This window comes from Kitasatospora sp. NPDC056446 (assembly GCF_042796115.1).
Lineage (GTDB): Bacteria > Actinomycetota > Actinomycetes > Streptomycetales > Streptomycetaceae > Kitasatospora.
Genome location: NZ_JBHTRF010000009.1, coordinates 143,390 through 167,705, shown reverse-complemented (window position 1 = coordinate 167,705; position 24,316 = coordinate 143,390). Strand labels below are relative to the sequence as shown.

Annotated in this window: 25 protein-coding genes; 10 read left to right on the top strand and 15 right to left on the bottom strand. The window is 73.1% G+C overall.

The window, feature by feature from the left end; all coding sequences use genetic code 11:
* Positions 1-50 precede the first annotated feature (50 nt).
* Positions 51-245 (top strand): DUF397 domain-containing protein, encoded by a 195-nt coding sequence (locus ACFQ6N_RS09150; protein WP_380647963.1) that lies wholly within the window; start codon positions 51-53, stop codon positions 243-245.
* 18 nt (positions 246-263) lie between these two features.
* Here the strand turns inward: ACFQ6N_RS09150 and ACFQ6N_RS09145 are convergent, their stop codons facing one another.
* Positions 264-1,199 carry a helix-turn-helix transcriptional regulator gene (locus ACFQ6N_RS09145; protein ID WP_380647962.1) on the bottom strand — a complete coding sequence of 312 codons (936 nt, stop codon included), beginning with the start codon at positions 1,197-1,199 and terminating at the stop codon, positions 264-266.
* Between the two features lie 65 nt (positions 1,200-1,264).
* Here ACFQ6N_RS09145 and ACFQ6N_RS09140 point away from each other — a divergent pair, with 65 nt between their 5' ends.
* From ACFQ6N_RS09140 to ACFQ6N_RS09130, 3 genes are all read left to right on the top strand, one after another.
* A complete protein-coding gene (locus ACFQ6N_RS09140) occupies positions 1,265-1,915 on the top strand; it encodes an NIPSNAP family protein (protein ID WP_380647961.1) in 651 nt (216 codons plus the stop codon).
* Between the two features lie 128 nt (positions 1,916-2,043).
* Entirely contained in the window at positions 2,044-2,706 is a 663-nt protein-coding gene (locus ACFQ6N_RS09135; RefSeq protein WP_380647960.1) for a DUF4097 family beta strand repeat-containing protein, read from the top strand.
* 52 nt (positions 2,707-2,758) lie between these two features.
* Complete coding sequence (locus ACFQ6N_RS09130) at positions 2,759-3,550, top strand: alpha/beta fold hydrolase (protein ID WP_380647958.1); 792 nt, start codon at positions 2,759-2,761, stop codon at positions 3,548-3,550.
* A 160-nt stretch (positions 3,551-3,710) separates the two neighbouring features.
* Here ACFQ6N_RS09130 and ACFQ6N_RS09125 read toward each other — a convergent pair whose 3' ends face one another.
* Both ACFQ6N_RS09125 and ACFQ6N_RS09120 read right to left on the bottom strand, forming a co-directional pair.
* On the bottom strand, positions 3,711-3,962 hold the full coding sequence (locus ACFQ6N_RS09125; RefSeq protein ID WP_380647957.1) for a hypothetical protein: 252 nt from the start codon (positions 3,960-3,962) through the stop codon (positions 3,711-3,713).
* A complete protein-coding gene (locus ACFQ6N_RS09120; protein ID WP_380647955.1) occupies positions 3,959-4,327 on the bottom strand; it encodes an ATP-binding protein in 369 nt (122 codons plus the stop codon). The genes ACFQ6N_RS09125 and ACFQ6N_RS09120 overlap by 4 nt, the downstream gene beginning before the upstream one ends.
* A gap of 146 nt (positions 4,328-4,473) precedes the next feature.
* Here ACFQ6N_RS09120 and ACFQ6N_RS09115 point away from each other — a divergent pair, with 146 nt between their 5' ends.
* The 4 genes from ACFQ6N_RS09115 to ACFQ6N_RS09100 all read left to right on the top strand — a co-directional run bounded on the left by ACFQ6N_RS09115 (position 4,474) and on the right by ACFQ6N_RS09100 (position 6,398).
* Positions 4,474-5,343: a helix-turn-helix domain-containing protein gene (locus ACFQ6N_RS09115; RefSeq protein ID WP_380647954.1), complete on the top strand. Its 870-nt coding sequence runs from the start codon at positions 4,474-4,476 to the stop codon at positions 5,341-5,343.
* A 2-nt stretch (positions 5,344-5,345) separates the two neighbouring features.
* On the top strand, positions 5,346-5,540 hold the full coding sequence (locus ACFQ6N_RS09110) for a DUF397 domain-containing protein (RefSeq protein WP_380647953.1): 195 nt from the start codon (positions 5,346-5,348) through the stop codon (positions 5,538-5,540).
* Positions 5,541-5,774: 234 nt separating this feature from the next.
* The gene (locus ACFQ6N_RS09105) at positions 5,775-5,969 is read left to right on the top strand and encodes a DUF397 domain-containing protein (RefSeq protein WP_380647951.1); all 195 of its coding nucleotides are present in this window, start codon (positions 5,775-5,777) and stop codon (positions 5,967-5,969) included.
* A gap of 234 nt (positions 5,970-6,203) precedes the next feature.
* Positions 6,204-6,398 (top strand): DUF397 domain-containing protein, encoded by a 195-nt coding sequence (locus tag ACFQ6N_RS09100; protein WP_380647951.1) that lies wholly within the window; start codon positions 6,204-6,206, stop codon positions 6,396-6,398.
* A gap of 85 nt (positions 6,399-6,483) precedes the next feature.
* Here ACFQ6N_RS09100 and ACFQ6N_RS09095 read toward each other — a convergent pair whose 3' ends face one another.
* From ACFQ6N_RS09095 to ACFQ6N_RS09085, 3 genes are all read right to left on the bottom strand, one after another.
* Positions 6,484-7,296: a hypothetical protein gene (locus ACFQ6N_RS09095; protein WP_380647950.1), complete on the bottom strand. Its 813-nt coding sequence runs from the start codon at positions 7,294-7,296 to the stop codon at positions 6,484-6,486.
* Between the two features lie 81 nt (positions 7,297-7,377).
* The gene (locus ACFQ6N_RS09090) at positions 7,378-7,521 is read right to left on the bottom strand and encodes a hypothetical protein (protein ID WP_380647948.1); all 144 of its coding nucleotides are present in this window, start codon (positions 7,519-7,521) and stop codon (positions 7,378-7,380) included.
* An 80-nt stretch (positions 7,522-7,601) separates the two neighbouring features.
* Positions 7,602-8,336 carry a TetR/AcrR family transcriptional regulator gene (locus ACFQ6N_RS09085; protein WP_380647946.1) on the bottom strand — a complete coding sequence of 245 codons (735 nt, stop codon included), beginning with the start codon at positions 8,334-8,336 and terminating at the stop codon, positions 7,602-7,604.
* A gap of 83 nt (positions 8,337-8,419) precedes the next feature.
* Between ACFQ6N_RS09085 and ACFQ6N_RS09080 the strand changes: the two genes are divergently transcribed.
* Entirely contained in the window at positions 8,420-9,526 is a 1,107-nt protein-coding gene (locus ACFQ6N_RS09080; protein WP_380647943.1) for an alpha/beta fold hydrolase, read from the top strand.
* 71 nt (positions 9,527-9,597) lie between these two features.
* On the opposite strand, the gene ACFQ6N_RS09075 is transcribed toward ACFQ6N_RS09080, so the two are convergent.
* From ACFQ6N_RS09075 to pdxH, 9 genes are all read right to left on the bottom strand, one after another.
* The gene (locus tag ACFQ6N_RS09075; RefSeq protein WP_380647941.1) at positions 9,598-10,311 is read right to left on the bottom strand and encodes an aminoglycoside N(3)-acetyltransferase; all 714 of its coding nucleotides are present in this window, start codon (positions 10,309-10,311) and stop codon (positions 9,598-9,600) included.
* Positions 10,312-10,468: 157 nt separating this feature from the next.
* The gene (locus ACFQ6N_RS09070; RefSeq protein ID WP_380647940.1) at positions 10,469-12,865 is read right to left on the bottom strand and encodes an FxsB family cyclophane-forming radical SAM/SPASM peptide maturase; all 2,397 of its coding nucleotides are present in this window, start codon (positions 12,863-12,865) and stop codon (positions 10,469-10,471) included.
* A 64-nt stretch (positions 12,866-12,929) separates the two neighbouring features.
* Positions 12,930-13,115 carry a hypothetical protein gene (locus ACFQ6N_RS09065; protein ID WP_380647939.1) on the bottom strand — a complete coding sequence of 62 codons (186 nt, stop codon included), beginning with the start codon at positions 13,113-13,115 and terminating at the stop codon, positions 12,930-12,932.
* A 372-nt stretch (positions 13,116-13,487) separates the two neighbouring features.
* Positions 13,488-14,588 (bottom strand): aKG-HExxH-type peptide beta-hydroxylase, encoded by a 1,101-nt coding sequence (locus tag ACFQ6N_RS09060; RefSeq protein ID WP_380647938.1) that lies wholly within the window; start codon positions 14,586-14,588, stop codon positions 13,488-13,490.
* A gap of 175 nt (positions 14,589-14,763) precedes the next feature.
* Entirely contained in the window at positions 14,764-16,029 is a 1,266-nt protein-coding gene (locus ACFQ6N_RS09055; protein ID WP_380647937.1) for an FxsB family cyclophane-forming radical SAM/SPASM peptide maturase, read from the bottom strand.
* 43 nt (positions 16,030-16,072) lie between these two features.
* The gene (gene fxsT / locus ACFQ6N_RS09050) at positions 16,073-20,086 is read right to left on the bottom strand and encodes an FxSxx-COOH system tetratricopeptide repeat protein (protein WP_380647936.1); all 4,014 of its coding nucleotides are present in this window, start codon (positions 20,084-20,086) and stop codon (positions 16,073-16,075) included.
* A complete protein-coding gene (locus ACFQ6N_RS09045; protein WP_380647934.1) occupies positions 20,076-21,470 on the bottom strand; it encodes a TIR-like protein FxsC in 1,395 nt (464 codons plus the stop codon). The genes fxsT and ACFQ6N_RS09045 overlap by 11 nt, the downstream gene beginning before the upstream one ends.
* A 275-nt stretch (positions 21,471-21,745) precedes the next feature.
* Positions 21,746-21,937: an FxSxx-COOH cyclophane-containing RiPP peptide gene (gene fxsA, locus ACFQ6N_RS09040; RefSeq protein ID WP_380647932.1), complete on the bottom strand. Its 192-nt coding sequence runs from the start codon at positions 21,935-21,937 to the stop codon at positions 21,746-21,748.
* Positions 21,938-22,117: 180 nt separating this feature from the next.
* Positions 22,118-22,750: a pyridoxamine 5'-phosphate oxidase gene (pdxH, locus tag ACFQ6N_RS09035; RefSeq protein WP_380647984.1), complete on the bottom strand. Its 633-nt coding sequence runs from the start codon at positions 22,748-22,750 to the stop codon at positions 22,118-22,120.
* Between the two features lie 417 nt (positions 22,751-23,167).
* Here pdxH and ACFQ6N_RS09030 point away from each other — a divergent pair, with 417 nt between their 5' ends.
* Complete coding sequence (locus ACFQ6N_RS09030) at positions 23,168-24,268, top strand: citrate synthase 2 (RefSeq protein ID WP_380647930.1); 1,101 nt, start codon at positions 23,168-23,170, stop codon at positions 24,266-24,268.
* Positions 24,269-24,316 lie beyond the last annotated feature (48 nt).

The window sequence follows — 24,316 nt, the reverse complement described above, 5'->3', positions numbered from 1 at the left end:
CGGGGCAGTACCCTCGGGCCGGCCGTCACGAACCATCAGGAGGGTCTCTCGTGGAACACCTCGTCTGGCAGAAGTCCAGCACCAGCAGCGACCAGGCCGACTACCTGGAGATCGCCTCCGACGGCGATCACGTCTACATCCGCCAGTCCACGGACCCCGGCCACATCGTCACCACCACCCGCGTCAAGTTCAACGCCTGGGTCCGTGGCGCAAAGGCCGGCGAGTTCGACCACTTCGTGGCCTGACCGCGCTCCGGGCGGGGTTCAGGCGGAGTACCGGGCCGCCAGGGCCCGTACCGTCCCGGCGATGCGGTCGCGCAGTTCGGCCGGTTCCAGCACCTCGACGTCGGCTCCCAGCCGCAGGAACTCGCCGTGGGCGTGGTCGATCGACTCGATGGGCACCCGGGCCTGCCCCCATCCCCCGCCCGCGGGGGATGGGGGGACGCCGAGGCGGCGGGCGCCCTCCGGGGTGAGCCGGACCAGTGCCTCCCCGGTGTGCAGCCGGGACCGGAAGTCCTCCAGGTAGGCCGTCCAGTAGGCGCCCAGGTCGAAGCCGTCCGGCACGGCGAACTCCTCGGCCGGTTCCCCCAGTCCGATGATCTGATCGACGCGGTACGTCCGCGTCCCGGACGGCCCGCCGGCGACCAGGTACCAGCGTCCCGCCTTGAGCACCAGCCCGTACGGCTCCACCCGCCGCTCGATCTCCTCCGGCGCCCGCCACCGCCGGTACCGCAGGAGCACCGCCCGGCGCGCCCACACCGCGGCGGCGACGTCGGCCAGGTACGGGGTGTCGTCCGCGCCGCCGTACCAGCCCGGGGCGTCGAGCAGGAAGCGCTCCTCGACCCGCCCGGCGTGCTCGCGCAGTCCGGGCGGCAGGGCGGCCCGCAGCTTGAGCCGGGCGGTGGCGAGCGCCCCGTCGAGGCCGAGCTCGGCGGCGGCGCCCGGGAGCGCGGCCAGGAAGGCCGCCTGCGCCTCCTCGGCGGTCAGCCCGGTGAGACGGGTCCGGTAGCCGTCGACCAACCGGTAGCCGCCGGCGTGACCGGCCTCGCCGTAGAGCGGGACACCGGCGGCGGCGAGCGCCTGGACGTCCCGGTAGACCGTACGGAGGGACACCTCCAGCTCCTCCGCCAGCTGCCCGGCCGTCATCCGGCCCCGGTTCTGGAGCAGCAGGAGCAGGGTGACCAGCCGACTCGCGCGCATGCCGGCCAGTATCGCCGGTATCCACTGACAGCGGATGTCAGGAGAGCGCTCCTACCCTGCGGCGCATGAGCATCGTCGAGTTCCGGCAGTACACCCTGCACCCCGGCGCCCGGGAGACCCTGATCGAGCTGTTCGAACGCGAGTTCGTGGCCGGCCAGCAGGCCGTCGGCATCGCCGTCGGCGGCCGCTTCCGCGACCTGGACGACCCGGACCGCTTCGTCTGGCTGCGCGCCTTCCCCTCCATGTCCGAGCGCCGGCTCGCGCTGGAGGCCTTCTACGGCGGCCCGGTATGGCAGGCGCACCGCGAGGCGGCCAACGCCACCATGGTCGACAGCGACGACGTCCTGCTGCTGCGCGGCCCCGGCTTCACCCCGCGCCCGGGCACCCGCGAGGTACTCGCCACCGTCTGCCACCCCTCCGACGGGGACGCCTTCTCCCACTTCGCCGCCCGCCGGCTCGGCCCGGCCCACGCCCTGCACCGCACCGAGCACGCCGAGAACGACTTCCCCCGGCTGCCCGTCCGTTCCGGCGAGGACGTCCGCCTCTGGTTCGGCCCCGCCGAGCCGAGCCCCTGGCCGAGCCGGCGGCTGCGGCTGGAGCCGGTCACGCCCCGACCGTCGCCTCCGGTGCGGAACAGCGTTCACCTTCATCTCATTGCAATGAACAACTCTCATGGCATTGCGTTTGATTCTGGACCGTTGCAACGATTTAACTGATCTGACCTGCACTTATAGGAATCCAACGCAACAAGCTTGTTGCCACATCAATGAACGCAACGTAGCTTTTCCATCGTCAGAAACGGCGGGCGCCACCCCGGCGCCCCCCGACAACGAAGGAGAGCACGATGCAGAAGTTCGCCACCCCCGCCCCGATCGCCGCCGTCCTGGACGTCCCCGCCGGCCGCGTCCAGTTCATCGCCGCCGACCGCACCGACACCACCGTCGAGGTCCGGCCCACCGACCCGGCCAAGAACCGCGACGTCCGCACCGCCGAGCAGACCACCGTCACCTGCGCCGACGGCTTCCTGACCATCCGCACCGCCCCGGCCGGCCACACCCTCTTCGGCGCCGGCTCCCTGGAGATCACCGTCCAGCTCCCGGCCGGCTCCGCCGCCGAAGCCCGGACCGAAGCCTGCGAACTGCGCGTCGTCGGCCGCCTCGGCGACCTCGCCTTCACCGGCGCCCACCGGCAGATCAAGATCGACGAAGCCGCGAGCGTGCGCCTCACCGCCATCGACGGCGACATCGAGATCGGCCGCCTCACCGGCCCCGCCACCCTGGACACCGCCCGCGGTGACATCCGCGTCGCCGAGGCCACCCGCGGCACCGTCACCCTCGCCACCCAGTCCGGCGACATCACCGTCAACGCCGCCCCCGGCGTCTCCGCCGCCCTCGACGCCGCCACCGGCCACGGCCGGATCAGCAACGCCCTGCGCAACGACGGCACCACCACCCTCGCCATCCGCGCCACCACCCCGCACGGCGACATCACCGCCCGCAGCCTCTGAGACCCCCTCAGCCCCCGCCCGCGCCCGGCTCCCCCGCCCAGGAAGGCACACCATGACCACCCGGACGAACACCGCGACCCCCGCCTGGACCGGCATGGTGCCGGTCGACGACACCGCCCTGGCCGTGACCGACACCGGCGGCCCCGGACAGGCGGTGGTCTACCTCAACGGCTCCTACGCCGACCGGTCGCACTGGAAGCACGTCATCGCCGCCCTGGGCCCGGGCTACCGGCACATCAGCTACGACGAGCGCGCCCGCGGCAAGTCCGGGACGTCCTCCGACTACTCCTTCGAGTCGTCCGTCCGCAGCCTCGACGCCGTCCTCACCGCGCGGGGGGTCGAGCGGCCGATCCTGGTCGGCTGGTCCTACGGCGCCATGCTCGCCGTCCACTGGACCGCCCGGCACCCGGACCGCGTCCTCGGGGCGGTGTCCGTGGACGGCGCGATGACCCACGAGTGGCTCGACGACGCCACCAAAGCCCAGGTCCGCAAGCTCTTCCGCCGGCTGAGCCCGCTGTTCCCGATCTGCCGCCGGATCGGGCTGGCCGCCCGGATGAGCGCCGTCCAGCACGCCGAGATCAACATCGAGCTCAACGAACTCTGCGCGCCCGCCGCCCTCGACCCGGTCTTCGACCGCGTGACCGTGCCGACCCGGTACGTCCTCGCCACCGGCGGCAACCTGGGCGGCGACCCGAAGGTGATGGAACAGCTCCGCGCCGGCCTCGGCGCCGTGACCGCCCGCAACCCCAACATCAAGCTCAGCGCGAAGGTCCCGAGCAACCACTCCAAGATCCTGCGCAAGGACTTCGGCGCCGTCGCCGCCGCCGTCCGCGAACTCGCCTGACCGGAACGCACGCCGCTGCGGGCCCCGCCCGACCGACAGAGCCCGCGCGCCACGACCGACACCTACACCTCGGTGCGGCGGCGCTCCCGGAACCGCTGGGAGCAGACCTGGCAGACGCCACCGACGGCAGCGGCCAGGAGGACGAGAACCAGCAAGGCTGTCACCGGCGACCCTGGTGGCGCCTGAACTCGCGGATGAGCGCGAGGAGATTGACCAAAGTGCTGGCCGGGACATTGCCGAGAGCAACGAGACCCCGGCCGTCCAGAGTCGTCTCGCCCGGCCCGGCCGACGGCCAGAGCAGCCCGAACTCGCGGCCTTCGGTGCGGAGTTCCACGATCAACTGGGTGAGCTGCCGGCGGGTGAGGTGGTGGATCGCCGGATCGGCCGGGCGGATCGGATGCAGGGCGTTCACGCCATGCCGTCCAGCTCGAACCAGACCCGCTTGCCCAGCGTCTGCGGCTCGGCGCCCCAACGGTGGGTGAGCCCCTCCACCAGCTGCAACCCCCTGCCGGATTCGGCGAGTTCGGACGGCTTCCGCTGCCATGGAAGCTGGGAACTCCGGTCGGCGACGGTGACACGGAGCGTCTTGCCGGCGATCACGACCGCCACCACGGGCGAGGGCGTCGCCCCGTGCCGCCAAGCGTTCACGATCAGCTCCGCGAGCGCGAGTTCGGCATCCCCGATGGAGGGATCGGCGTACCCGGCGCGCGCCATGGCATCACGCAACACCTCGCGCGAGACGGTGAGGGAGGGGGAGTTGAGCTTGGGGTCACACATGGGGAATCTCCCAGCGGTGCGGAGTAGTTGGTGATTGGACTGTAGGGCCAATGACCACAATCCTGCAACACTCTCCGCAACTAGGCCTACACTTTCAGTAGACGGCCACCCCGTCGGCCGAACCACTGTGCGAGAAGGGCATGTGCGTGGGATTCAGGACCGTAATCAGTGAGCGCCAGCGCCGACTTGGCGATGAGCTGCGACGTCTCCGCAACAGCACGGGCATGTCCTTGCCGGAACTCGGTGAGCAGATCGGGATGAAAGGTCCCGCCGTCAGCCACACCGAATCGGGCAGGCTTGGTATCAATCCTGCGCGTCTGCTTCTCTGGCTCGACGCCTGCCAAGCCAACGATCCCGAGTACCGTGCAGGCCTCCTCGCCATGAGCCAGAGCAACGGCAAGGGCTGGTGGTCCGACTCCCGGCACCACGTTCCGACCTCAGCCCTCGATCTCGCCGAGCTCGAACACAGCGCCACCCGCCTGGACACGTACGAGACGCTACTGATCCCTGGCCTGCTCCAGACCAAGGCCTACAGCGAGGTCATCCTCGACTACTCGGAAAAGACCGTCGAGTTCCGGCAGGCGCGGCAACGAATCCTGAGCGTCGAGAACAAGACGCCCTTCCATGCCGTGATCCATGAAGCAGCACTACGAACGATGTACGGCGGACCGACCATCATGCGCGACCAGCTGAACCACCTGATCGAGGTCGGCAGGCTGCCTCACATCACCATCCAGATCCTGCCGTTCGACTGCGTCGTCTTCGCGTCTGCCGACACCCCGTTCATGCTGCTTCACGGCCGACACTCCAGGCTGGACACGGTCCTGATGGAACAGCCCCAGGGCTCGCCGTTCCTCGGCGAGCCCGAAGGAGTAGCCTCGTTCCGGCGGCAGTTCGAACGACTCAAGGGCTTGGCACTCCCACCTCTGTCGACCGGCTCATCCGAACCATCGCCCGCATACCGCGACTCATGGGGCTTGCTCCAGCACATTCGCTACGCAGTACAGGGAAGGTAAGCATGGAACAGCTCAACTGGCAGAAGTCGAGCTTCAGCGGAGAGCAGACCAACTGCCTCGAAATCGCTTCCGATGGTGAGCTGGTCTACGTCCGCGAGTCCGACGACCCCACCACCATCGTCACCACCACCCGCACCAAGCTCCACGCCTGGATCCGCGGCGCCAAAGCCGGCGAGTTCGACCACCTCACCACCTGAGCATCACCCCCTGTGCCCCGGCGGACCCCGCCGGGGCACAGGCATCGCAGCCAGCCCGGCGTGGTAGAGCACCAGCAGGTTCGACGGGCCGAACTGCGACGATGACGACGAATAACCCCAGGACTTGCCATTCCTGGGCGAGCCTGAAGCAGTAGCGTCCGAGCCCTCGCCCACATCTCGCGACTCATGAGGCTTGCTCCAGCGCATCCGCTACAAGATCCGAGGACGGTGACCATGAGCCAACTCAACTGGCAGAAGTCCAGCTTCAGCAGCGACCAGGCCAACTGCGTCGAGATTGCTTCTACCGGTGAGCTGGTCCACATCCGCGAGTCCGATGACCCCGACACCGTCGTCACCACCACCCGCACCAAGCTCCACGCCTGGATCCGCGGCGCCAAAGCCGGCGAGTTCGACCACCTCACCACCTGAGCATCACCCCCTGTGCCCCGGCGGACCCCGCCGGGGCACAGGCATCGCAGCCAGCCCGGCGTGGTAGAGCACCAGCAGGTTCGACGGGCCGAACTGCGACGATGACGACGAATAACCCCAGGACTTGCCATTCCTGGGCGAGCCTGAAGCAGTAGCGTCCGAGCCCTCGCCCACATCTCGCGACTCATGAGGCTTGCTCCAGCGCATCCGCTACAAGATCCGAGGACGGTGACCATGAGCCAACTCAACTGGCAGAAGTCCAGCTTCAGCAGCGACCAGGCCAACTGCGTCGAGATTGCTTCTACCGGTGAGCTGGTCCACATCCGCGAGTCCGATGACCCCGACACCGTCGTCACCACCACCCGCACCAAGCTCCACGCCTGGATCCGCGGCGCCAAAGCCGGCGAGTTCGACCACCTCACCACCTGAGCGGTTCGGATCGACCGTCCGTGCGTGGGAAGTCGGCCCGGCCGACTTCCCGCGCAGGGCCATGCCCGCCGAGGCGCGGGAAGGTCTATCCCGCGCCCGCCAGTTCCTCCCGGACGAGTCTCAGCTGCTCGACGGTCAACGGGTGATCGGAGAGCACCAGCGTCCACTGCCAGTGAGCGTCCCGCCAGCGATGGAGGTGATGGCTCGGGTTGCGGGCCCAGCCGGCCGAGTACGGCGGCTCGGCCGGTGGCTGGCGCACCAGTTGGGCCGCGGTCGGCGCGTCCGGTGACGGCCGGGCGTCGAGGTCCAGGACGAGGAAGCCGGTGTCGGAGTCACCGTCGATCGGCGACGGCTGCCCGAGCGGGCCCGGCCACGAGGCGGGCACCGGAAGCGGCCGGGTGCGGTAGTACTCGCGGATACGCTCCCACCGGTCAGGCGGCTCCTGGCCGTACTCGGGTTGGATGAACTGCTCCACCGGCAACGACTCGGGGAATCCGAGGCCGGTGAGTTCCTCCACGTAGGCGGTGCCCGGAGCGGTCGCCCTCAGGACCATGCCGGTCTCGCCGTCGATGACCAGGTGCAGCCGCACGCCCTCGGGTCCTGCCAGTCCCGCCTGCACGGCCTCCCGTCCGTCGTGCGAGGTCCGATGGCCGATTTCCGGGTCCGGCAAGGCTGGTAGGACGAGCCGTGCGGGGTCGGGGTCGAAGGCCCACGGCCAGCCGTCACCGGGGAAGGAGAGTCCCGGCGGTGTCCACGGCGTGTGGTTGCCGTCTCGGACAGCGATGCTGCCGCCGAGGTCGAGCCGCCACAGCGACGGCGCCTGGAAGGCGAACTCGATCGTGGTTTCGACGTTCTCGGCCGGGGGATGGCCGGGGCCGTTGTCCACGCGGGGCCGCACGGCCCGGTACAGGCCGGTAAGGGCCCCCGGTGTCACAGGAGCTGTTGACGTCATCGGCTGCCTCACTCGTCCTCGGCCCGGTCAGTCACCTCGGCCGGTGGTCGGGCAGAGCTTGCTGTCACTTGCCGCCACGCACACATCCCAACCACGGAACTTCTCGCCTTCCTGGCCGTCGTCACCGATGGCATATGACGCATCGGCGAAACGGACCTTGAGGTTCACCATCGGGAACTTGATGGCGCCAACCGTCCGGCCGAACGAGTGGTTGATCTCCGTGCCATCCGGTCCCCGGGCGCCCGTGCCGGTCAGGCCCGGTCGATGAGTGCCTGGACTCCGTCGAGGATGCGGTCGAGGCCGAAGCCGAGGGAGTCGGCGGCGTCCGGGTCGGCGGTGTCGGGGGCGAAGGCGCCGGCCGTGATGGCGGCGGTGAGGGTGGGGAAGCGGTCGGGGTGGCGGGCGAGGAGTTCGCCGGTGAGGCGGCCCCACTCGCGGCTGTGCTCCTCGTCGAAGTCGAGCAGCTGCTGGACGTGGGTGCGGACGAAGCCGGCGACGAGGACGAAGACCCGGTGCTGCTGGGAGGCGCTCAGGCCGGTGGGGGCCAGGGCGGTGAGGGCGGCGTCGAGCCAGCCGAGCTGGTGGGGGCCCATGAGCTGGCGGCGCATCGCGGTGGCGGCCAGCAGCCAGGGGTGGGCGCGGTGGACCTGCTCGGAGGCCCGGGCCCAGGCGACGATGCGGGGGCGCCAGTGGGGGCCGGCGGCGGTGGGGTCGGGGGCGTCGGCGAGGACGGCCTCCACCATCAGCTCGACGAGTTCGGCCTTTCCGGGCACGTACCGGTAGAGCGCCATCGCGGACATCCCGAACTCGGCGGCGACCTTGTTCATGGAGACCGCGTCCAGGCCTTCGGCGTCCGCGATGGCGACCGCCGCCTCGGCGATCCGGCCCGGGGTGAGGCTCGGCTTGGGGCCCCGGGTGGGCCGCTCCTGCTCGCCCCACAGCAGCGCGATGCCCGTGCGCAGGTCGCGCGCCTTCTCCTTGGCCATGCGGCTCTCCCTCTCGTCTGCGCCGTGCCGGGTCCGTTGACACCGACAGGAACTGTATATACCTTAAACACATCAAACTGCTGATGCCGTACACAGTTGGGGGAACCACCATGCTCGCCACCGTCCTCACCGCTTCCGCCGCCGTCCTCACCGCCCCGGTCGCCGGTCTGCTCGGCTACCGGGCCCTGAAGCGCCACGCCAACGCCGAGCGGATGCGCATCACCTCGCCGGCCGGCATCGACGAGTCCGGGTTCGTCCGGATCGGCGGCATCGACCAGTGGGTCTCGGTGCGCGGCGAGAGCCTCGACAACCCGGTGGTGCTGGAGGTCCACGGCGGCCCCGGTGCCTCCAACCTGCCGTTCGTCCCCCGCACCCGCGCCTGGGAGCGGCACTTCACGATCGTGCGCTGGGACATCCGCGGCGGCGGCATGACCTTCGCCCACGGCGGCCCGGACGGGCAGGGCGAGATGACCCTCGACCGGGTGTACCGGGACGCGCTGGAGGTCACCGAGTACGTCCGCGCCCGGCTCGGCGTGCCGAAGGTGCTGCTGGTCGCCAACTCGATCGGGACCGTGCTCGGCCTGCGCCTCGCCCGCAACCACCCCGAGCTGTACTCGGCCTACGTCGGCACCGACCAGAACGTCCTCGCCGGAGGCCGCCGCCACCCCGCGTACGACGCCCTACTGGACCGCCTCCGCGCGGCCGGCAAGCGCAAGGAACTGGCCGCCGCCACCGCGATGGGCCCGGACGCCACGGCCTGGAGCACCCACCAGTGGTCGGAGTTCAACAAGCTGGTCGTCACCACCGACCCGCTGACCTTCGACACCATGAAGACCGTCGTGGTCCGCTCGCTCTGGTTCTCGCCCCTGCACACCCTGCGCGGACTGCGGACCTACCTGAAGGGCATGACCTTCGCCGAGCGGCTCGGCCCGCAGGCCATGGCGGTCGACGAGTGGGCCGAGGGCACCGACTTCGCGCTGCCCTTCTTCGTCTTCCAGGGCGACAGCGACGTCCTCACCCCGCCCGGGCCGGCCCGCCGCCTCTTCGACGCCGTCAGCGCCCCGGTCAAGGACTTCGCCCTGATCCGCGGCGCCGGCCACTTCGCGTCGTTCCGGGAGCCGGAGCAGTTCCTCGACCTGATGCTCACCAGGGTCCGCCCGGTCGTCACCGGTGAGCTCGCGGCCCGCTGAGGCCAGGCCCCCTCACACCCCTGTGCGCGGGAAGTCGGCCGGGCCGACGTCCCGCGCACGGGGCTGGGGTGTCAGTGGCGGGTGCGGCGCAGGACGGACTCGGCGAGGTCGACGGCCTCCCGTACCGGGACGAGCCGGCAGTCGGCGCTGCCGATGCGGCCGGTGGTGACGCCCCGGGCGGCCTTCAGGACCTCGGCGCCGAGCGGGCCGAAGTGGAGGTCGTCCAGGTCGGGCGCCTCGAACGCGGTCCAGCCGCCCTCCCCCACGCAGCGGTACTCGCGGACGGCCACGTCGGGCAGCCGCAGGTCGGCCAGGTGGAAGGCGGTGAAGCGGTCCATCGGGACGCCGATCATCAGCACCCTGGCGTCCAGGTCGTAGAGCCGGCCCAGGGGGGAGTCCGGGCCGAGGTGGCAGGTGTCGGGGTGGCGGCGGGTGATCTCCCGGGCGAGCGGGCCGACCGCCGCCCAGGAGGTCTGCGGATGGCGGCTGCGGAGCGCGCCCGGGTGGGTGCGGACCGCCTCCGAGAGCGCGCCCATGGTCGGGGACGCGGCGGTCGCGGCCGGGTCGAAGCGCGGCATCCGGGCCTGGTAGTCGGCGACCTCCGCCGGGGAGCGCCCGGCGGTGGCGGCCTGGTGGACGCGTGAGGTGGCGGAGTTCTCGGGGGTGGCGGTGTAGGCGACCAGGGTGCCGCCGGGGCCCAGGGCTTCGAGCAGGGCCTCGACCACGGTGCCGGCCCCGCCCGGTACCGGGCCGAGGGCGCGCAGGGACGCCTGGACGTGCAGCACCGTGCCCGGGCGGACTCCGAGCCGGGTGAAGTCGCGGGCGAGGAAGTGGACGGGGTCGGCGACGGCGACGCTGCCGGCGCGGGGTTCGGTGAGGATGACGGTTCCCCGGGGTTGAGGGCCCCGGGCGAGGGAGGACCCGGGGCGGGGCGGGTGGGGGTCAGACCCCGGCGCGTTCCCGTCGTACCCGGTCCGCCGCCTGCTCGGCGGCGGCGGGCAGCGGCAGGGCGAGCCAGGGTGCCACGGTGGCACGCATGCCGTCGGCGAAGCGCAAGCCGGTCCCGGTCAGGGATCCGGACCCGGCCAGCCGTTCCACGGCCTCGGCGGTGTACCGCCGCCAGAGCGCGAACTGTGCGCGCGCCCGGTGGGCGGCCTCGCCCGGCAGTCCGTCGTACGCCAGGGTGCGGGTGCCCCAGTACTCGGTGACGGCCAGGTGGGCGTACGTGCCTTGGAGCAGCCCTTCGAGCGGCCGGGGGTCGGGCCGCCAGGGGGCGAGGTAGAGCGTGTCGTCGGCGCGGTCGTACACGTCCGAAAGGTCCAGCACCGCACCGAGTTTGACGTGCTGGAACTCGTGCGCGAGGAGCAGTGCGAGCGTCGGCGCGGTGGCCGGCCGGGCGATGGCGACCGCGCCGTACGCCTGCCGGGCCGCCGAGCTGACGTCCCGGCCGGCCGGGCCGGGACGCAACGGGGTGACCGTCGTGAGCCCGGCCCCGATGCCTTCCGCGTACCCGGGCAGGTCCCGCCCGAGCAGTTCCCAGGCCTCGCGCAGCGCGCCCGTCCAGGCGAGCAGTTCGCCGTCCGGCAGCCGGTCCGCCACCGGGTGGTCGTGGCTGTCGCGCAGCGGGTCGGTGTCCTCCAGGGCGACCGTCCAGCCGCCGGCCAGCCGGATCCGCCGCAGCGGCTCGTCCGGTGCGGTGAACACCGAGCCGTCGCCGGCCCGCACCTCGAAGCCGTCGGCCCGGCCGGTGACCACCGCCTCGCCGTCGGGCACGGCGATCCGGCCGACGGTCGGCAGGTGCAGCCACCCTCCGCGCACCGGGACCGGCACCGCGTCGCCCCGGCCGGCCCGCACCGCCGCCGCGGCGGCCAGCGCGGCCAGCGGGCCGAGCCCGACCGGCAGGTCCCCGGCGAGCCGGCGGGCCGCCCAGGCGCGGGCGTACGGGTGGGCGAGGACGGCGTCCACGGCGGCGGGGGCCTCGGTGTCCAGTGCCGACAGCAGGGCCCACGCCTCGGGCCGCCCCTGTCCGGAGGCGTCCCAGGCGGCGGCCAGCAGCGCCCGGGTGAGGGCGAGTTGGGAGCGGCCGAGGGCGGCGACGGTGTCCGCGCCGCCGTACCCGCGCGCGAGTTCGTCGAGTTGCGACGGGGTGAGCGCGCCGGGCAGCAGCGGCTCGGCTCCGGGGCGCGACGGCTCGGCCGGGCCGGCGGCCGGACCACCGCTGCCCGCAAGGCCGTTGATGAACGTCATGAGATCACCGCAGTAGACGGAGGGATGGTCGAAGCTGCCTCCTCCATCGTCCCGCCGATAGCGGTGGGCGTACAGCCCGCCACCGCAGGAGCGGACCACGGAGCAGGCGCGGCAGGCCTCGCTCAGTCCGGCCAGGCCGGACTGGCGGGCCGCGATGCCGGGGTGGCGGGCGAGGTCGTCGATGCTGTGCGCGAAGACGTTCATCCCGGTCGCGGGCGCGCCGTCGTACGCGGTCTTCAGGCTGTCGGCCTGCTCGAAGGTGCCGTCGGTCTCCAGGACCGCCAGGTCGGAGGGCTCCAGGCCGAGCGACTCGGTGAGACTGGAGAGCCCTCGCAGGGTCCGGTGCACGGACTCGAATGTCCGTACGGCGAACGGCCGCCCGTCCGCCTCCCAGAGCCGGTGGACGGTCAGCAGCCAGTCCGCGTACGGGGTGGACCCGGGCCCGGCGGGACGCTCGGGGGGATCCTCCCAGGTGGCATGCGGAAGTAGGAAGTCGACGGCGGGGGGCCGGAGTTCGGCCAGCGCGCGGTACACGGCGACCGGGTCGTTGCGGACGTCCATGGTGCAGAGCAGCCCGGCGAAGAGGTGCCGGTACCCGGGCTCGTTCAGCAGCCCGACGGCCCGCAGGACCTGCGGATGGCTGCTGCGTCCGTCGGCGAAGCGCCGGTGGCGGTCGTTGGCGGCCCGGTCACCGTCCAGCGAGATGCCGACCTTGAGGTCCAACTCCGCGAACAGCGTGCAGAAGGCGCGGCTCAGCAGCACGCCGTTGGTGTGGATGCGCAGGTCGAGCGCGCAGCCGGGCGGCAGGGCGGCCCGGAGCGTCTCGGCGGCGCGGCGCAAGCGGTCCGGGCCGGCGAGCAGGGGTTCTCCCCCGTGCAGGACGACCCGGACGGCGGGCAGCCGGTGGGCGGCCGCGTGCTCGCCGATGCGCTCGGCGGCCTTGGCCATGATCCCGTCCGCGATGACCTTCGGACGGGAGCTCCAACTGCGGTCCGCGTGCTCGTAGACGTAGCAGTGGTCGCACGCAAGATCGCACCTGCTGTGCATCTTGACCACGAACTGCGTCAGGGGCAGCGGAATTGACGTCGTCATGGAACTTCTCGTTGATCCGTTCGGATCGGCTCGGTCTGGGTTCCGCCCGGTGTTCCGGGCCTCTTCAGATCGAGGAGTTGAAGGCCGCTACCGGCACGAGGCCGGATTCCGCGCCGGGGAGTGCGCGCTGCAGCCGGGAGGCGAGCTCCTCCGCGCCCAGCGCGGCGAGATCGGCGAGGGACGGGCGTTCCGGCGACTCCTGAGTGTCAGTGAGCGTGCCGGCCGGCCTGGTGCTGGTTACCGGTGTCATATTCGTTTCCTTAGACGCGGTTAGGACCTGCCGAGGGTGGGTAAGCCCACCCGGTTGAGACCAAATGTAGTGCCCGCGAAGACTCCGCGCGGCACCTTGCCGACTCACGTTGTGGCCCCCAGGCGGCCGACGTCGTACGACGGCCCGCGAAGCCCCGAGAAATCACCCGTTCAGCGGTCGCGCACTTCGCCGTGGCGCACGCCGAAGCGTGTCGCCGGGTCAAGCGCCAGGGCCGCACCGCCACCGGCGCCACCACGGGCACCACCACAGCCCCCGGGTCAGCACCCGGACCCGCCGAATGATTCCCCCGCCCGGGCCGCCGAACGCGCCGACGCCCCGGAGGGCCGGCCCGCGCCGGCCCCGGGATCCCGCTCAAGCCCGCCGACCGGGGCCGCCCAGCCCGCGGACCGCACGGACCAGCTCGTTCGTGAACTCCAGCCCGTGCCCGGTCAGTTCACCACACTCCAGCAAGGTCCCGGCGGCCGTCAGGGTGTGTTCCCGCCAGCGCGCGAACTCCCGTTCCGCCCGCGCCGTCCCGCCCGCACCGGCGGCACGCTCCGCGCACCAGAAGTCCGCCACCCCCAGGTGCGCGTACGTGCCCTGCAGCAGCGCACCGGCCGGGCGCAGATCGGGCCGCCAGGGGGCGTGGTAGACGGCCGGACCGTTGGGGCGGTGCAACGGCACCAGGTCCAGCAGGGCGCCGAGTTGGACGTGCAGGAACTCGTGGACCAGCGCCAGCGCCAGCAGCACCGGATCGTCCGGAAGCGAGGCCGCCACCGCGCCGTAGGCCCGACGGGCCGCCGCGCTGACCGCCTCCCCGCCGGGGGCCGGACGCAGCGGGACGATCGTGGCGACACAGGCCGCGACCGCCTCCGCGTGGTGCCGGTGGCGGCGCACCAGGATCCGCCAGGCCTCGGTCAACCGCTCCTCCCAGCGCACGAGTTCGGGCTCGGACAGCGGACCGGACGGCGGGCGGCCGTAGTCCACCAGGCGCGGCCCGGCGTGGTCGACGGACGGCGTCCAGCGCAACCCGTCGCACTCCAGCGCGAGCACCCGACCGGCACCGGCCCCCAGGAACCGGCCCAACCCGCCCGGCCCGCCCGGGCCTTCCGGCTCTTCCGGCTCCCCGGACCCGCCCGCCGCGAGGCCGCGCAGGCGGTCCGCCGCCCAGGCGTCCAGCTCCGGCCACAACAGCACCTCCTCCCACCGGGCCGGGTCGTCCCGCTGCAACGCCCGCACCCGCGCGTACGCCTCGCGGTAGCCCTCGTCCTCCGGCGCCGCCCGGCGCAGCGCGAGCAGCAGCAGCGCCCGCTTGCTCAACTGCCCGGCACGCAGCAGGCGGACGGCCTCCGGCCCGCCGCGCGCGCCCGCGATCGCCCGGAACGTCGCCCGGTCCACGCCGTGCCGGGGCAGCCCGTCCGCCTCCCGCGCGCCCGGTACCCCGGCCGCCACCGCCTCGTCCGTACCCGCCACCGGTCCTCCTCCTCGTGTGCGGCCGGCCGCGACCAGCGCGCCGGCCCGCCGTACCCGCCCGCACTTTCCCCGCACCGGGGCCGGTCAGCCGCGTCCCGCCCGGGCATGACCCGGACGGGTGAGCCGATAGCCCGTCCGGTCCCGCCGGCAGGCCCGGTCGGCCGGTCCGCTCCCGTCACCCCGCACGCCCGGCCCGGGCCGCCTCCGCCGCCCCCGCCGACCCGGCCGGCCCAGTCACCCCCGCTGCCTCCGCCAGCCCGGCCACCCCCGCCCGCAGCCGCCCCGCGATGTGCCGGATCAGCCGGTCCAGGTCCGCGCAGTACACCGACGGGTGCCCGAACCCGTCCCCCCCGTACCGGTGCGCGTACAGCCCCCCGCCGCAGACCCGGGCCAGCGGGCAGCCCGCGCAGACCGGCCCGAGCCCGGCCAGGCCGCGCTGGCGGGCCCGGAAGGCCGGGTGCGCGGCCGCCTCCGCGAAGCCGTGCCGCCAGACGTCCAGGCCCGTCCCGGGGGCCCCGTCGTACGCCGCCTTGAGGCTGTCGGCCTGCTCGATGGTGCCGTCCGCCTCGACCACGACCAGGTCGACCGGCGCCAGTCCCACCGCTTCGCTGGCCGCCCGGCCGCCGAGCAGCAGCACGGCCAGTTCCTCGAACAGCCGCACCCCGGTCTCCCGCCGAGGCGCGCCGTACCAGCGGTCGAAGGCGGCGATCAGCCAGTCCCCGTACGGCGCGGGCCCCGCCCCGGACGGCGGCGCGTCCGGCACCGCCCGTGGCGCCGGCACGACGGGCAGCGCCCGGGGCAGCGGCCCGGGCGGCGGGGCGAGCCAGGTGGCGTGCGGCAGCAGCAGGTCGATCCGGGGCGGCGCGAACTCCAGCAGCGCCTCGTAGGTGTCGACCGGGTCCGCCGCGAGGTCGACGACGCACAGCAGCCCGGCGAACAGCTCCCGGTGCCGTTCCGAGCCGAGCAGCCGGACCGCCTCGGCGGTCCGCGCCCAGCTGCCCGCGCCGGAGGGCAGCCGGCGGTGCCGGTCGTGGTCGGCCCGGGTGCCGTCCAGCGACACCCCGACGGCGACCCGGTACCGGTGCAGCACGTCGAACAGCGCCGGTTCGTCCAGCAGCCGCAGCCCGTTGGTCTGGAGCCCGAACCGCACCCGCGGCCCGCCGTTCGCCGAGACGAGGTCCAACTCGGCGAGCAGGTCGGCCAGGTGGGCGGCGCCGACGAGCAGCGGCTCGCCGCCGTGCAGCACCACGGAGACCTCGTCCAGGCCGTGCTCGGCGGCGTGTTCGGCGATCCGCCGGGCGGTGCGGCGGACGGTCGCGGTCGCCATCCGCCGGGGCCGCTCGCGCCAGCTCTGGTCCGCGCCCTCGTAGACGTAGCAGTAGTCGCAGGCCAGGTTGCACCGACTGTGGATCTTCAGCAGGAACTGCCGGAACGCCACCATGCCGGTGAACCTAGCACCGCCCGGCGGGCCCGCTGATCGTCCGTCACACGTGCGGGGGTTCCACGTCCGAGTCAAGCCGCGTCCCGGCCCGGACCGCCACCGTCGTCGGGTGCTCCTCCCCCAGTGTCACCCGTGCCCGCCGGATGCAGTCCGAGCGGAGTTCGGCGGCCCGTTCGGGCAGTCCGGCGGCGGCGAGCGACAGCGAGAGGTTGGAGGTGATGCCGATGGTGTCGTAGTGGTCCGGGCCGAGGGCCTCGGACATCAGCGGCGCGGCCTCCATCTCGACGTCGAGCGCGGCCTGGGTCTGCCCGGACAGCGCCAGGTCGTTCGCGTGGTTCATCATCGCGATCGGGATGTAGAGGTGGTGGGCGCCGAGGACGTTGCGGAACTGCGTGAGGGTGCGCCCGGACAGTTCCAGGGCCTCCTCGGTGCGTCCCGCGAGCCGCAAGTAGACCGACAGGTTGTTGGCGCCGGCCAGGGTCACCGGGTGGTTCTCGCCCAGGTAGTCGCGGTACCTGGCCAGGGCCCGTTCGGCGAGCGGGATCGCCCGGGCGGTGTCGCCGAGGGCGCTGAGGTCGCTGGCCAGGTTGGTGGCGGCGGCCAGGGTGTCGGGGTGCTCGGGACCGTTGATGTCCAGGTAGCGCTGGTAGATGTCCTCGTCGATCTCCAGGGCCTCGTGGTACCGGCCGGCCCGGCGCAGGGCGACGGCGAGGTTCTTGCGGGCGCGCAGGGTGTCGGTGTGCGCGTCGCCGATGGTCTGCTGGTAGATCCGGACGGTCTCCTCCAGCAGGTCCAGGGCCTCCCGCAGCCGCCCGGTCTCGCGCAGGTCGCGGGCGTAGTTGGAGGCGGAGGACAGCGCGTAGAGGCTGTGCGCGCCGAGTGCGTCGCGCTGCTGGAGGTAGTTGCTGCGGTGCCGTTCCAGGGCGGCCCGGCGGTCGCCGGCCAGGTAGTCGGAGACGGCGAGGTTGTTGGTGATCATCAGGGTGCGCGGGTGGTCCGGGCCGAGGGTGCGCCGGGCGGCGTCGAGGGTCCGGCGGTCGAGCGTGCGGGCCTCGTCGTAGCGGCCGAGGAAGCGCAGGTCGGCGCCGAGGCTGTTGGCGACGGCGAGGGTGTGCGAGTGCTCGGGCCCGAGGGTCGCGGTGAAGCGGTCCAGGATGTCCCGGTCCATCTCGTACGCCTCCTGGAGGGCGCCCTGGGAGCGGCGGATGTTGCTCAGCTGGGTGCGCAGCATCAGCGTCTGGGCGTCGTTGTCGGCGTCGAAGCCGGGCCCGCCGTAGCCGTCCTGGCGCCAGTGCTGCAGGGTCCGTTCGGCCAGTTCCCGGCCGGACTCGTGCAGGCTGCGCTTCCACTGGTAGCGGACCGAGTCGATGATCCACTGCCGGACGTCCTCGTCGGCGCTGTCGACGGCGCCGGACGGCCAGAGGTGGGACAGCAGTTCGGCGTACTCGGCCCAGTTGGCGGGCACGTCCGGGTCGCCGGGGTTGGCGGTGGCGAGCGCGGCGTGGACGACGCCGCGCAGTTCGGCCCGCCGCTCCTCCTCGACCTGGTCCCGGAGCACGGCCTGGACCAGCCGGTGCACGGTGATGGTCTCGCTGCCCTGGTCGGTGCGGGCGAGCCCGAACCGGTTGATGGCGCGCAGGAACTCGCCGATCGCGAGCTTGTCGCGGGGGGCGCGCGGGGGCAGTCGCAGGGCGCGGGTGACGGCCCGGCTGTAGAGCAGCCGCATCGGGATGGCGTCGGGGCCGAAGAAGGCGCAGATCTCCAGGATCTGGGCGGCCGGGGCGTTCATCCGGCGCAGTTCCTCGACCGAGATGCGCCAGGTCGCGGCGGCCGAGTTGGGGTAGTCGGCGGTGCGCAGCCGGGTGCGTTCCAGCATCTCGGTGAGCTCCTCGTCGAGGAGTTCGAGGTAGGTGGAGATCGGCATCGACGTCTCCTGGAGCCAGACGGCGGCCTGGCCGACGGCGAGCGGCAGGTCGCCGAGCCGGTGCGCGACCTGGTCGGCGTCCTCCGGGGAGAGGCCGCCGTTGAAGCGGCGCAGCAGCCGCACGCTCTCCTCGCGGAGGAAGACGTCGACCTCCACCAGGCCGGCGTGCCGGGCCCAGCCCTGGTTGCGGGAGGTGATCAGCACGTGCCCGCCGGAGGACCCGGCGGGCTGCCAGGGCGCGAGCTCCTCGGGGGTGCCGGCGTTGTCGAAGACGAGCAGCCAGCGGCGGTACGGCTGGCCGCGGCGCAGTGCGTCGAGGACGGCGGCGGCGGTGTGCGCGACGTCGTCGCTGGTGGGGACGCCGAGCCGGGGGGCGAGTTCGGCGAGCTTCTGCGGGATGTTGGCGGGCTCCTCGGCGGGCACCCACCAGACCACGTCGTACGCGGCCTTGAAGCGGTGCGCGTACTCGGCGGCGATCTGGGACTTGCCGGCGCCGCCGAAGCCGTAGAGGACCTGGCTGAGCACGGCGGCGGGCCCGCCGGTGAAGCGGTTGCGGAGCAGTTCGAGCAGCTTGCCCCGGCCGATGAAGGCGGCGTTGCGCGAGGGCGCCTCCTGGACCTGCGGGGCGGTGCCGGGGAAGCGGGCGGGTGCCATGATCTCGCCGCTGTCGGTGTCGAGCCGGTTGGTGCTGCCGGGCGGCGGGCCGACCTCGCCGTACAGCTGGGACTCGGCGCCCGCGGCGGAGGCGCGGACCAGGTCGGGGGCGGTCTGGCCGGCGAACGGGCGGGGCACCGGCTCGTCCGAGTCCTGGAGCCGCAGGGCGACCAGCGCCGTGGAGCCGGAGACGAGTTCGCGGCCCTGGAGGAGCTGCCAGGCCTCGGCGGCGCGGGGCAGCGCGGTGTACTCGGGCGAGAGCAGGGCGAGCAGCCGGCCCTGGCCGTCGAGCGGCCCGACGACCTCCGGCGGCCGGGGGCCGCTGTACGGCTCGGCGGCGTTGTGCAGGGAGGCCTGGTAGCCGAAGCGGGTGAGGGTGCCGGCGGCCCACTCGGCCCACATCCGGTCCTCCGGCGCGTAGCTGACGTAGACCTGGCGGGGCACCGCGCGGGCGGAGCGCAGGTAGGCGCCGTAGAGCCGGCGGCGGGTCTCGGAGCCGAGCGGGCGCAGGGTGCGGACCCTGCCGTCGGTGATCCAACCGGCCAGCCGTTCGAAGGCGTTGAGCAGGCTGCGGGCCTCCTGGGGCCGGTCGGCGACGGTGGCGGGCACCTCCTCGTAGGCGTAGAACGGCTTGTACGGCACCTCGACGTCGGCCCAGTAGGCGGCCCGCCGGTCGCCGGCCAGCCAGCGGCCGAGGTAGGGCGCGAAGGCCTCGCGGGCGTAGTCGCGGCCGGCTTCCAGGCGCTCCTGTTCGGCGTCCTCGACCCGCATCGGCACCGGCAGTACCCGGATGGCCCGTTCCTCGGCCTCGGCGATGGCCCGGGCGGCGTCGACGCCGCCGCGGATGTTCTGGGCGCTGAAGGTGAAGCAGTCGACGACAGTGTCGGGCATCAGGACGGTGCAGATCCCGGAGGTGTCGCTGACGCCGGTCCGGCTGTCGATCAGCACGTAGTCGTACGAGCGGGCCCAGCGGTCGCGCAGTTCGCGCAGGAACTCGCCGCCGCGGATGTCCCGGCCGTGGTAGAAGCTGCGCCAGTTGAAGCTGGTGACGGCGGCGGCGTAGGCGGCGTTCTGGCGGCCGGCGGGCAGGAAGTCGAGCCGGCCGCCGGGCGGCAGGTCGAGGGCGAGGCCGCAGAGGTAGCCGTCGAGGCGCCCGGGTTCGTCCAGCCAGGCGGCCGGGGACTGGCCGGTCGGCCCGGTGGCGGAGGGCAGCGCCTGCTTGACGTAGCCGCGCAGCAGGTCGATCAGGCCCTCGGTGGAGTGCAGTTCGGGGTCGACCAGGAGGGGGTGGTAGTACCGGTGGAGGCCCGGTGCCTCCAGGTCCCAGTCGACGACCAGGACGCGCAGGCCCCGGCTGGCGAGGATCCAGCCGACGTTGGCCAGGGCCATGGTGCGGCCGGTGCCGCCCTTGAAGGAGTAGAACGTGACGACCGATCCCGGTCCGCCGCGCTCCAGCTGTGCGCCGGGCTCAGTGGTCATCGTCCTGGTCTCCCCTCAGCGGGACGGCGTTGTCCTTGCCACGACTCTGGTGCGGGAGTTCCCTGCGGCCCGGGCCCGGGTCCGGGCGTGCGGGCGGGCCCTGGCGGGGCCCCGGCGGGCCGGCCGGGATGGAGAGCCCGGGCATGACCGGACTGCCGGGGCCGAAGCCGAAGGCGTCGCCGCCATCGTCCCCCCAATCCAAGTTGTCGTCCATGAGCTTGTTCTGGGCAACCGTCACCATGATGGTGAGGTCGCTGTCGAAGCTCTCCCGGCTCACTTTGACGCGGAACAAGTGCTCCAGGTCGCTCCGGCGCAGCCAGTTGCGCCGGAACACGTCGCGCACGCCCGCCCAGAGTGCGTCGCGCTCCGGGCCGTCGGCCGGGTCGGCGCTGCCGGCGGGCACCATCACTCCGGTCACGGGGTGGTTCTGGTCGTCGTACTCGCGCAGCGCGGAACGGTAGCGCTCGGCGCCGGCGACCCAGGGGTCCACCAGCAGGATGCTGACCTGGCTGTCCTCGCGGGCCTGGTCGAGCCGGCCGCCGAGGCCGCCCTCGACCTCCTCCAGGGTGGTGGTGTGCCCGGCGGCGGTGATCACCTGCTGGGCGCGCGCGGCCAGCGACGGGTGGGTGGGCGGGTGGTAGGGCGCCCAGTGCCAGGGCTTGGCGCCGTACCAGCCGCCCGCGCGGGAGCCGCCCTCCGCGACGGCGGGCTCCGAGGCCCGGCCGGCCGCGATGAACAGCCGCACCATGCCCGGCGCGGAGACCGGCTCCGGCGCCGCCGGGGGCGGGAAGTAGCCGCGCACCGCGCCGAGGTCGAACTCGGGCAGTTCGCCGAGCCGCCGGGCGGCGGCGTCCCGGACCCGTTCGGCGACCACCCGGACGACCTGTTCGTACGCCTCGCTCTGCGCGGTGCGCAGCAGGGCCCGCAGGCCGTACCGGGCGTAGGCCTCGCCCATGTCCGGCTGGGCCCACTGGATCTTGTTCACCTCGTCGGCCAGGTCGCCGGGCACCACGGGCTCCCAGAGGACCGGGATCAACGCGGAGATGAGCTCCCCGGCGTCCTCGTGGTGGCGGCGGACCCTGCCGCGGAAGGCGGTCCACTCCTTGCCGCAGTACAGGCTGGTGAAGTAGGCCGGGGAGTACAGCGCGATCATGGTCCGGCTGCGGCCCAGCATCATCGCCAGCTGGTCGGCCCAGTCGTCGCCGAGCCGCAGCTGCTCGGTGTCGCGGTAGGCGAGTTCCTCGACGCGCACGCCCGTCCCGACGAGCCGGCCGAGTTCGTCGCGCAGGTCGTTGAAGAACTGGTTGACGAAGGCGTCCTCGGCCTCGTAGTCACGACGCGCGTAGCTGAAGAAGAAGTACGGCCGGTGCTGTTCCTGCTCCATCACCTGTTCCCCCCGTGCCTGGCGGTGCCGCGACGGCGCTGGTTTCATACCCCAGCATGTCGTGAACTCCACCGTCCGCGCGGGCGAGTTGGCGGATTCGGCTGACACCGGGGGTTTAGCCGGTGGTCAGGCGCACGCCCGCAGCCGGGAGCGCTCCGGCGCCCGGAGGCGCGCCGACCGGGGCGCGGGAGCGCCGACGGAATCACGCGCGCCGGGCCGCGCTACCGGCCGGGCGACGACCGGCCGGCGAAGACCGACCGCGTCGGCCTGACGCCCTAACGGCCGAGCGACGACTGGAAGGCGGCCAGCGGCTCCGCGCCGGGCGTCAGGGCGTCCGCGACCACCCGGCGCAGCAGGTCGCCGAGGACGGTGTCGGGCAGGGCGTCGAGCGCGTCGAGCGGCAGGGCGGCGACGTCGACCAGGTCGGAGCCGAGTCCAGTGGCGGTTTCCGCGCCGGTGACGCCCATCAGTCCCTCACTCGATCGTGCCGGCACAGCGCGTCGCCGGCCGGATACGCTTCGGCCCAGGTCCGCGACGGGCATCGTACACCCGCGACGTGACGGGCAATCAGCTCCGCGTCACCGCCACGCCCGGGCCGACCCGGTCGGCTCACGGGGCCGCCCTCACGGCCGGGAACGGCGCGGCCCTCACGGGCAGAGCCGCTCCACCCGCCAGCCCGTCGGGCTCGCCTGGTCGGCGCGGTAGCGGAGCCGGTCGTGGAGGCGGTTCTCGCGGCCCTGCCAGAACTCGACGCTCTCCGGGACCACCCGGTAGCCGCCCCAGAACGGCGGGACGGGCACGCCCTCGCCCTCCGGGTAGCGGCGCTCCAGCTCGGCGTAGCGTTGTTCGAGGATCTCGCGCCCGCCGACCGGGCTGGACTGCTCGCTGGCCCAGGCGCCCAGCTGGGAGCCGTGCGGGCGGGTGCGGAAGTACGCGGCGGTCTCGTCCCGGCCGACCTTCTCCACCCGGCCCTGGACGATCACCTGGCGGGCCAGCGCGATCCACGGGAACAGCAGCCCGGCGTACGGGTTGACGGCGAGCTCGGAGCCCTTGCGGGAGCCGTAGTTGGTGAAGAACACGAAGCCGCGCAGGTCGTAGCCCTTGAGCAGGACGGTGCGCGAGCTGGGCCGCCCGTCCGCGTCCGCGGTGGAGAGCACCATCGCGTTGGCCTCCACCACCCCGGCGTCGTCCGCCTCGTGGAACCAGCGGGTGAACTGGCCGATCGGCTCGGGCGCGAGCTGTTCCTCGACCAGGCCCTCGTGGGTGTAGTGCTTGCGCATCACGGTGAGGTCCGGGCCGGGGCGGGCCTCGACGGCCGGGGGCCGGGGGGCGGGGCTCGGGGGCGTCGACTGGGCGCGTTCCGGGGTCTGCACGCCGACATCATCCCGTACGACAAGCAACCGGCACCGCTACCTCCGGACAAACCCCGGTGGGAGATATGGTGACTCGCCACCGCTCGGCCGCCCGTCGTACGGGGAATTGTCCGGAACCAGGCGTTCTGGTGCCGGATCGTTCCCGGGCACGACCGAACCCTCGACGGAAGTCAAGCGGGCCCACGGCAAACATCACCACGGTGGTGTATGGCGCAATGCACCCCGTGCCTGTCACCCTGGCACCGAGTGCCAACCACGATTCGGTCACTGGCGCGCCGCCCCACCACGGCGGAGCACCGATCGCAGAACTGAAGGAGCCGTCGCATGTCCGATTTCGTACCCGGGCTTGAGGGAGTCGTCGCGTTCGAGAGTGAGATCGCCGAACCCGACCGTGAAGGCGGCGCCCTGCGGTACCGCGGTGTCGACATCGACGACCTGGTCGGAAACGTCTCCTTCGGGCACGTCTGGGGCCTGCTGGTGGACGGCAAGTTCAACCCCGGCCTGCCGGCCGCCGAACCGTTCCCGATCCCGGTGCACTCCGGCGACATCCGGGTCGACGTCCAGTCGGCGCTCGCCATGCTCGCCCCGGTCTGGGGCCTCAAGCCGCTGCTGGACATCTCCGCCGAGCAGGCCCGCGACGACCTCGCCCGGGCCGCCGTGATGGCGCTCTCCTACGTCGCCCAGTCCGCCCGCGGCCAGGGCCTGCCGATGGTCCCGCAGAGCGAGATCGACAAGGCCGAGACGGTCGTCGAGCGGTTCATGATCCGCTGGCGCGGCGAGCCGGACCCGAAGCACGTCAAGGCCGTCGACGCCTACTGGACCTCCGCCGCCGAGCACGGCATGAACGCCTCCACCTTCACCGCCCGGGTCATCGCCTCCACCGGCGCCGACGTCGCGGCCGCGCTGTCCGGCGCGGTCGGCGCGATGTCCGGCCCGCTGCACGGCGGCGCCCCCTCCCGCGTGCTCGGCATGATCGAGGAGATCGAGCGCACCGGCGACGCCACCGCCTGGGTCAAGAACGCCCTGGACAAGGGCGAGCGCCTGATGGGCTTCGGCCACCGCGTGTACCGCGCCGAGGACCCGCGCGCCCGCGTGCTGCGCCGCACCGCCAAGGAGCTCGGCGCGCCGCGCTTCGAGGTCGCCGAGGCGCTGGAGAAGGCCGCGCTGGAGGAGCTGCACAACCGCCGCCCCGACCGCGTGCTGGCCACCAACGTCGAGTTCTGGGCCGCGATCATGCTCGACTTCGCCGAGGTCCCGGCGCACATGTTCACCTCGATGTTCACCTGCGCCCGCACCGCGGGCTGGTCGGCGCACATCCTGGAGCAGAAGCGCACGGGCCGGCTCGTGCGCCCCTCCGCGCGCTACATCGGCCCCGGCCCGCGCCGCCCCGAGGAGATCGAGGGCTGGGACGCCGTCGTCCGCTGACCGCACCGGACGCCCGTCCGAACAGTGCCCCTGACCAGCGGGTCCGGC

Coding starts and splice junctions, on each gene's coding strand:
- ACFQ6N_RS09055 (WP_380647937.1), bottom strand. CDS start 16,029: ATGGTGGCGTTCCGGCAGTTCCTGCTGAAGATCCACAGTCGGTGCAAC.
- ACFQ6N_RS09145 (WP_380647962.1), bottom strand. CDS start 1,199: ATGCGCGCGAGTCGGCTGGTCACCCTGCTCCTGCTGCTCCAGAACCGG.
- ACFQ6N_RS09105 (WP_380647951.1), top strand. CDS start 5,775: ATGAGCCAACTCAACTGGCAGAAGTCCAGCTTCAGCAGCGACCAGGCC.
- ACFQ6N_RS09100 (WP_380647951.1), top strand. CDS start 6,204: ATGAGCCAACTCAACTGGCAGAAGTCCAGCTTCAGCAGCGACCAGGCC.
- ACFQ6N_RS09140 (WP_380647961.1), top strand. CDS start 1,265: ATGAGCATCGTCGAGTTCCGGCAGTACACCCTGCACCCCGGCGCCCGG.
- fxsA (WP_380647932.1), bottom strand. CDS start 21,937: ATGGGCGTCACCGGCGCGGAAACCGCCACTGGACTCGGCTCCGACCTG.
- fxsT (WP_380647936.1), bottom strand. CDS start 20,086: ATGACCACTGAGCCCGGCGCACAGCTGGAGCGCGGCGGACCGGGATCG.
- ACFQ6N_RS09080 (WP_380647943.1), top strand. CDS start 8,420: ATGCCGTACACAGTTGGGGGAACCACCATGCTCGCCACCGTCCTCACC.
- ACFQ6N_RS09135 (WP_380647960.1), top strand. CDS start 2,044: ATGCAGAAGTTCGCCACCCCCGCCCCGATCGCCGCCGTCCTGGACGTC.
- ACFQ6N_RS09085 (WP_380647946.1), bottom strand. CDS start 8,336: ATGGCCAAGGAGAAGGCGCGCGACCTGCGCACGGGCATCGCGCTGCTG.
- ACFQ6N_RS09070 (WP_380647940.1), bottom strand. CDS start 12,865: ATGACGACGTCAATTCCGCTGCCCCTGACGCAGTTCGTGGTCAAGATG.
- ACFQ6N_RS09110 (WP_380647953.1), top strand. CDS start 5,346: ATGGAACAGCTCAACTGGCAGAAGTCGAGCTTCAGCGGAGAGCAGACC.
- ACFQ6N_RS09120 (WP_380647955.1), bottom strand. CDS start 4,327: ATGTGTGACCCCAAGCTCAACTCCCCCTCCCTCACCGTCTCGCGCGAG.
- ACFQ6N_RS09045 (WP_380647934.1), bottom strand. CDS start 21,470: ATGGAGCAGGAACAGCACCGGCCGTACTTCTTCTTCAGCTACGCGCGT.
- ACFQ6N_RS09065 (WP_380647939.1), bottom strand. CDS start 13,115: ATGACACCGGTAACCAGCACCAGGCCGGCCGGCACGCTCACTGACACT.
- ACFQ6N_RS09030 (WP_380647930.1), top strand. CDS start 23,168: ATGTCCGATTTCGTACCCGGGCTTGAGGGAGTCGTCGCGTTCGAGAGT.
- pdxH (WP_380647984.1), bottom strand. CDS start 22,750: ATGCGCAAGCACTACACCCACGAGGGCCTGGTCGAGGAACAGCTCGCG.
- ACFQ6N_RS09130 (WP_380647958.1), top strand. CDS start 2,759: ATGACCACCCGGACGAACACCGCGACCCCCGCCTGGACCGGCATGGTG.
- ACFQ6N_RS09090 (WP_380647948.1), bottom strand. CDS start 7,521: ATGGTGAACCTCAAGGTCCGTTTCGCCGATGCGTCATATGCCATCGGT.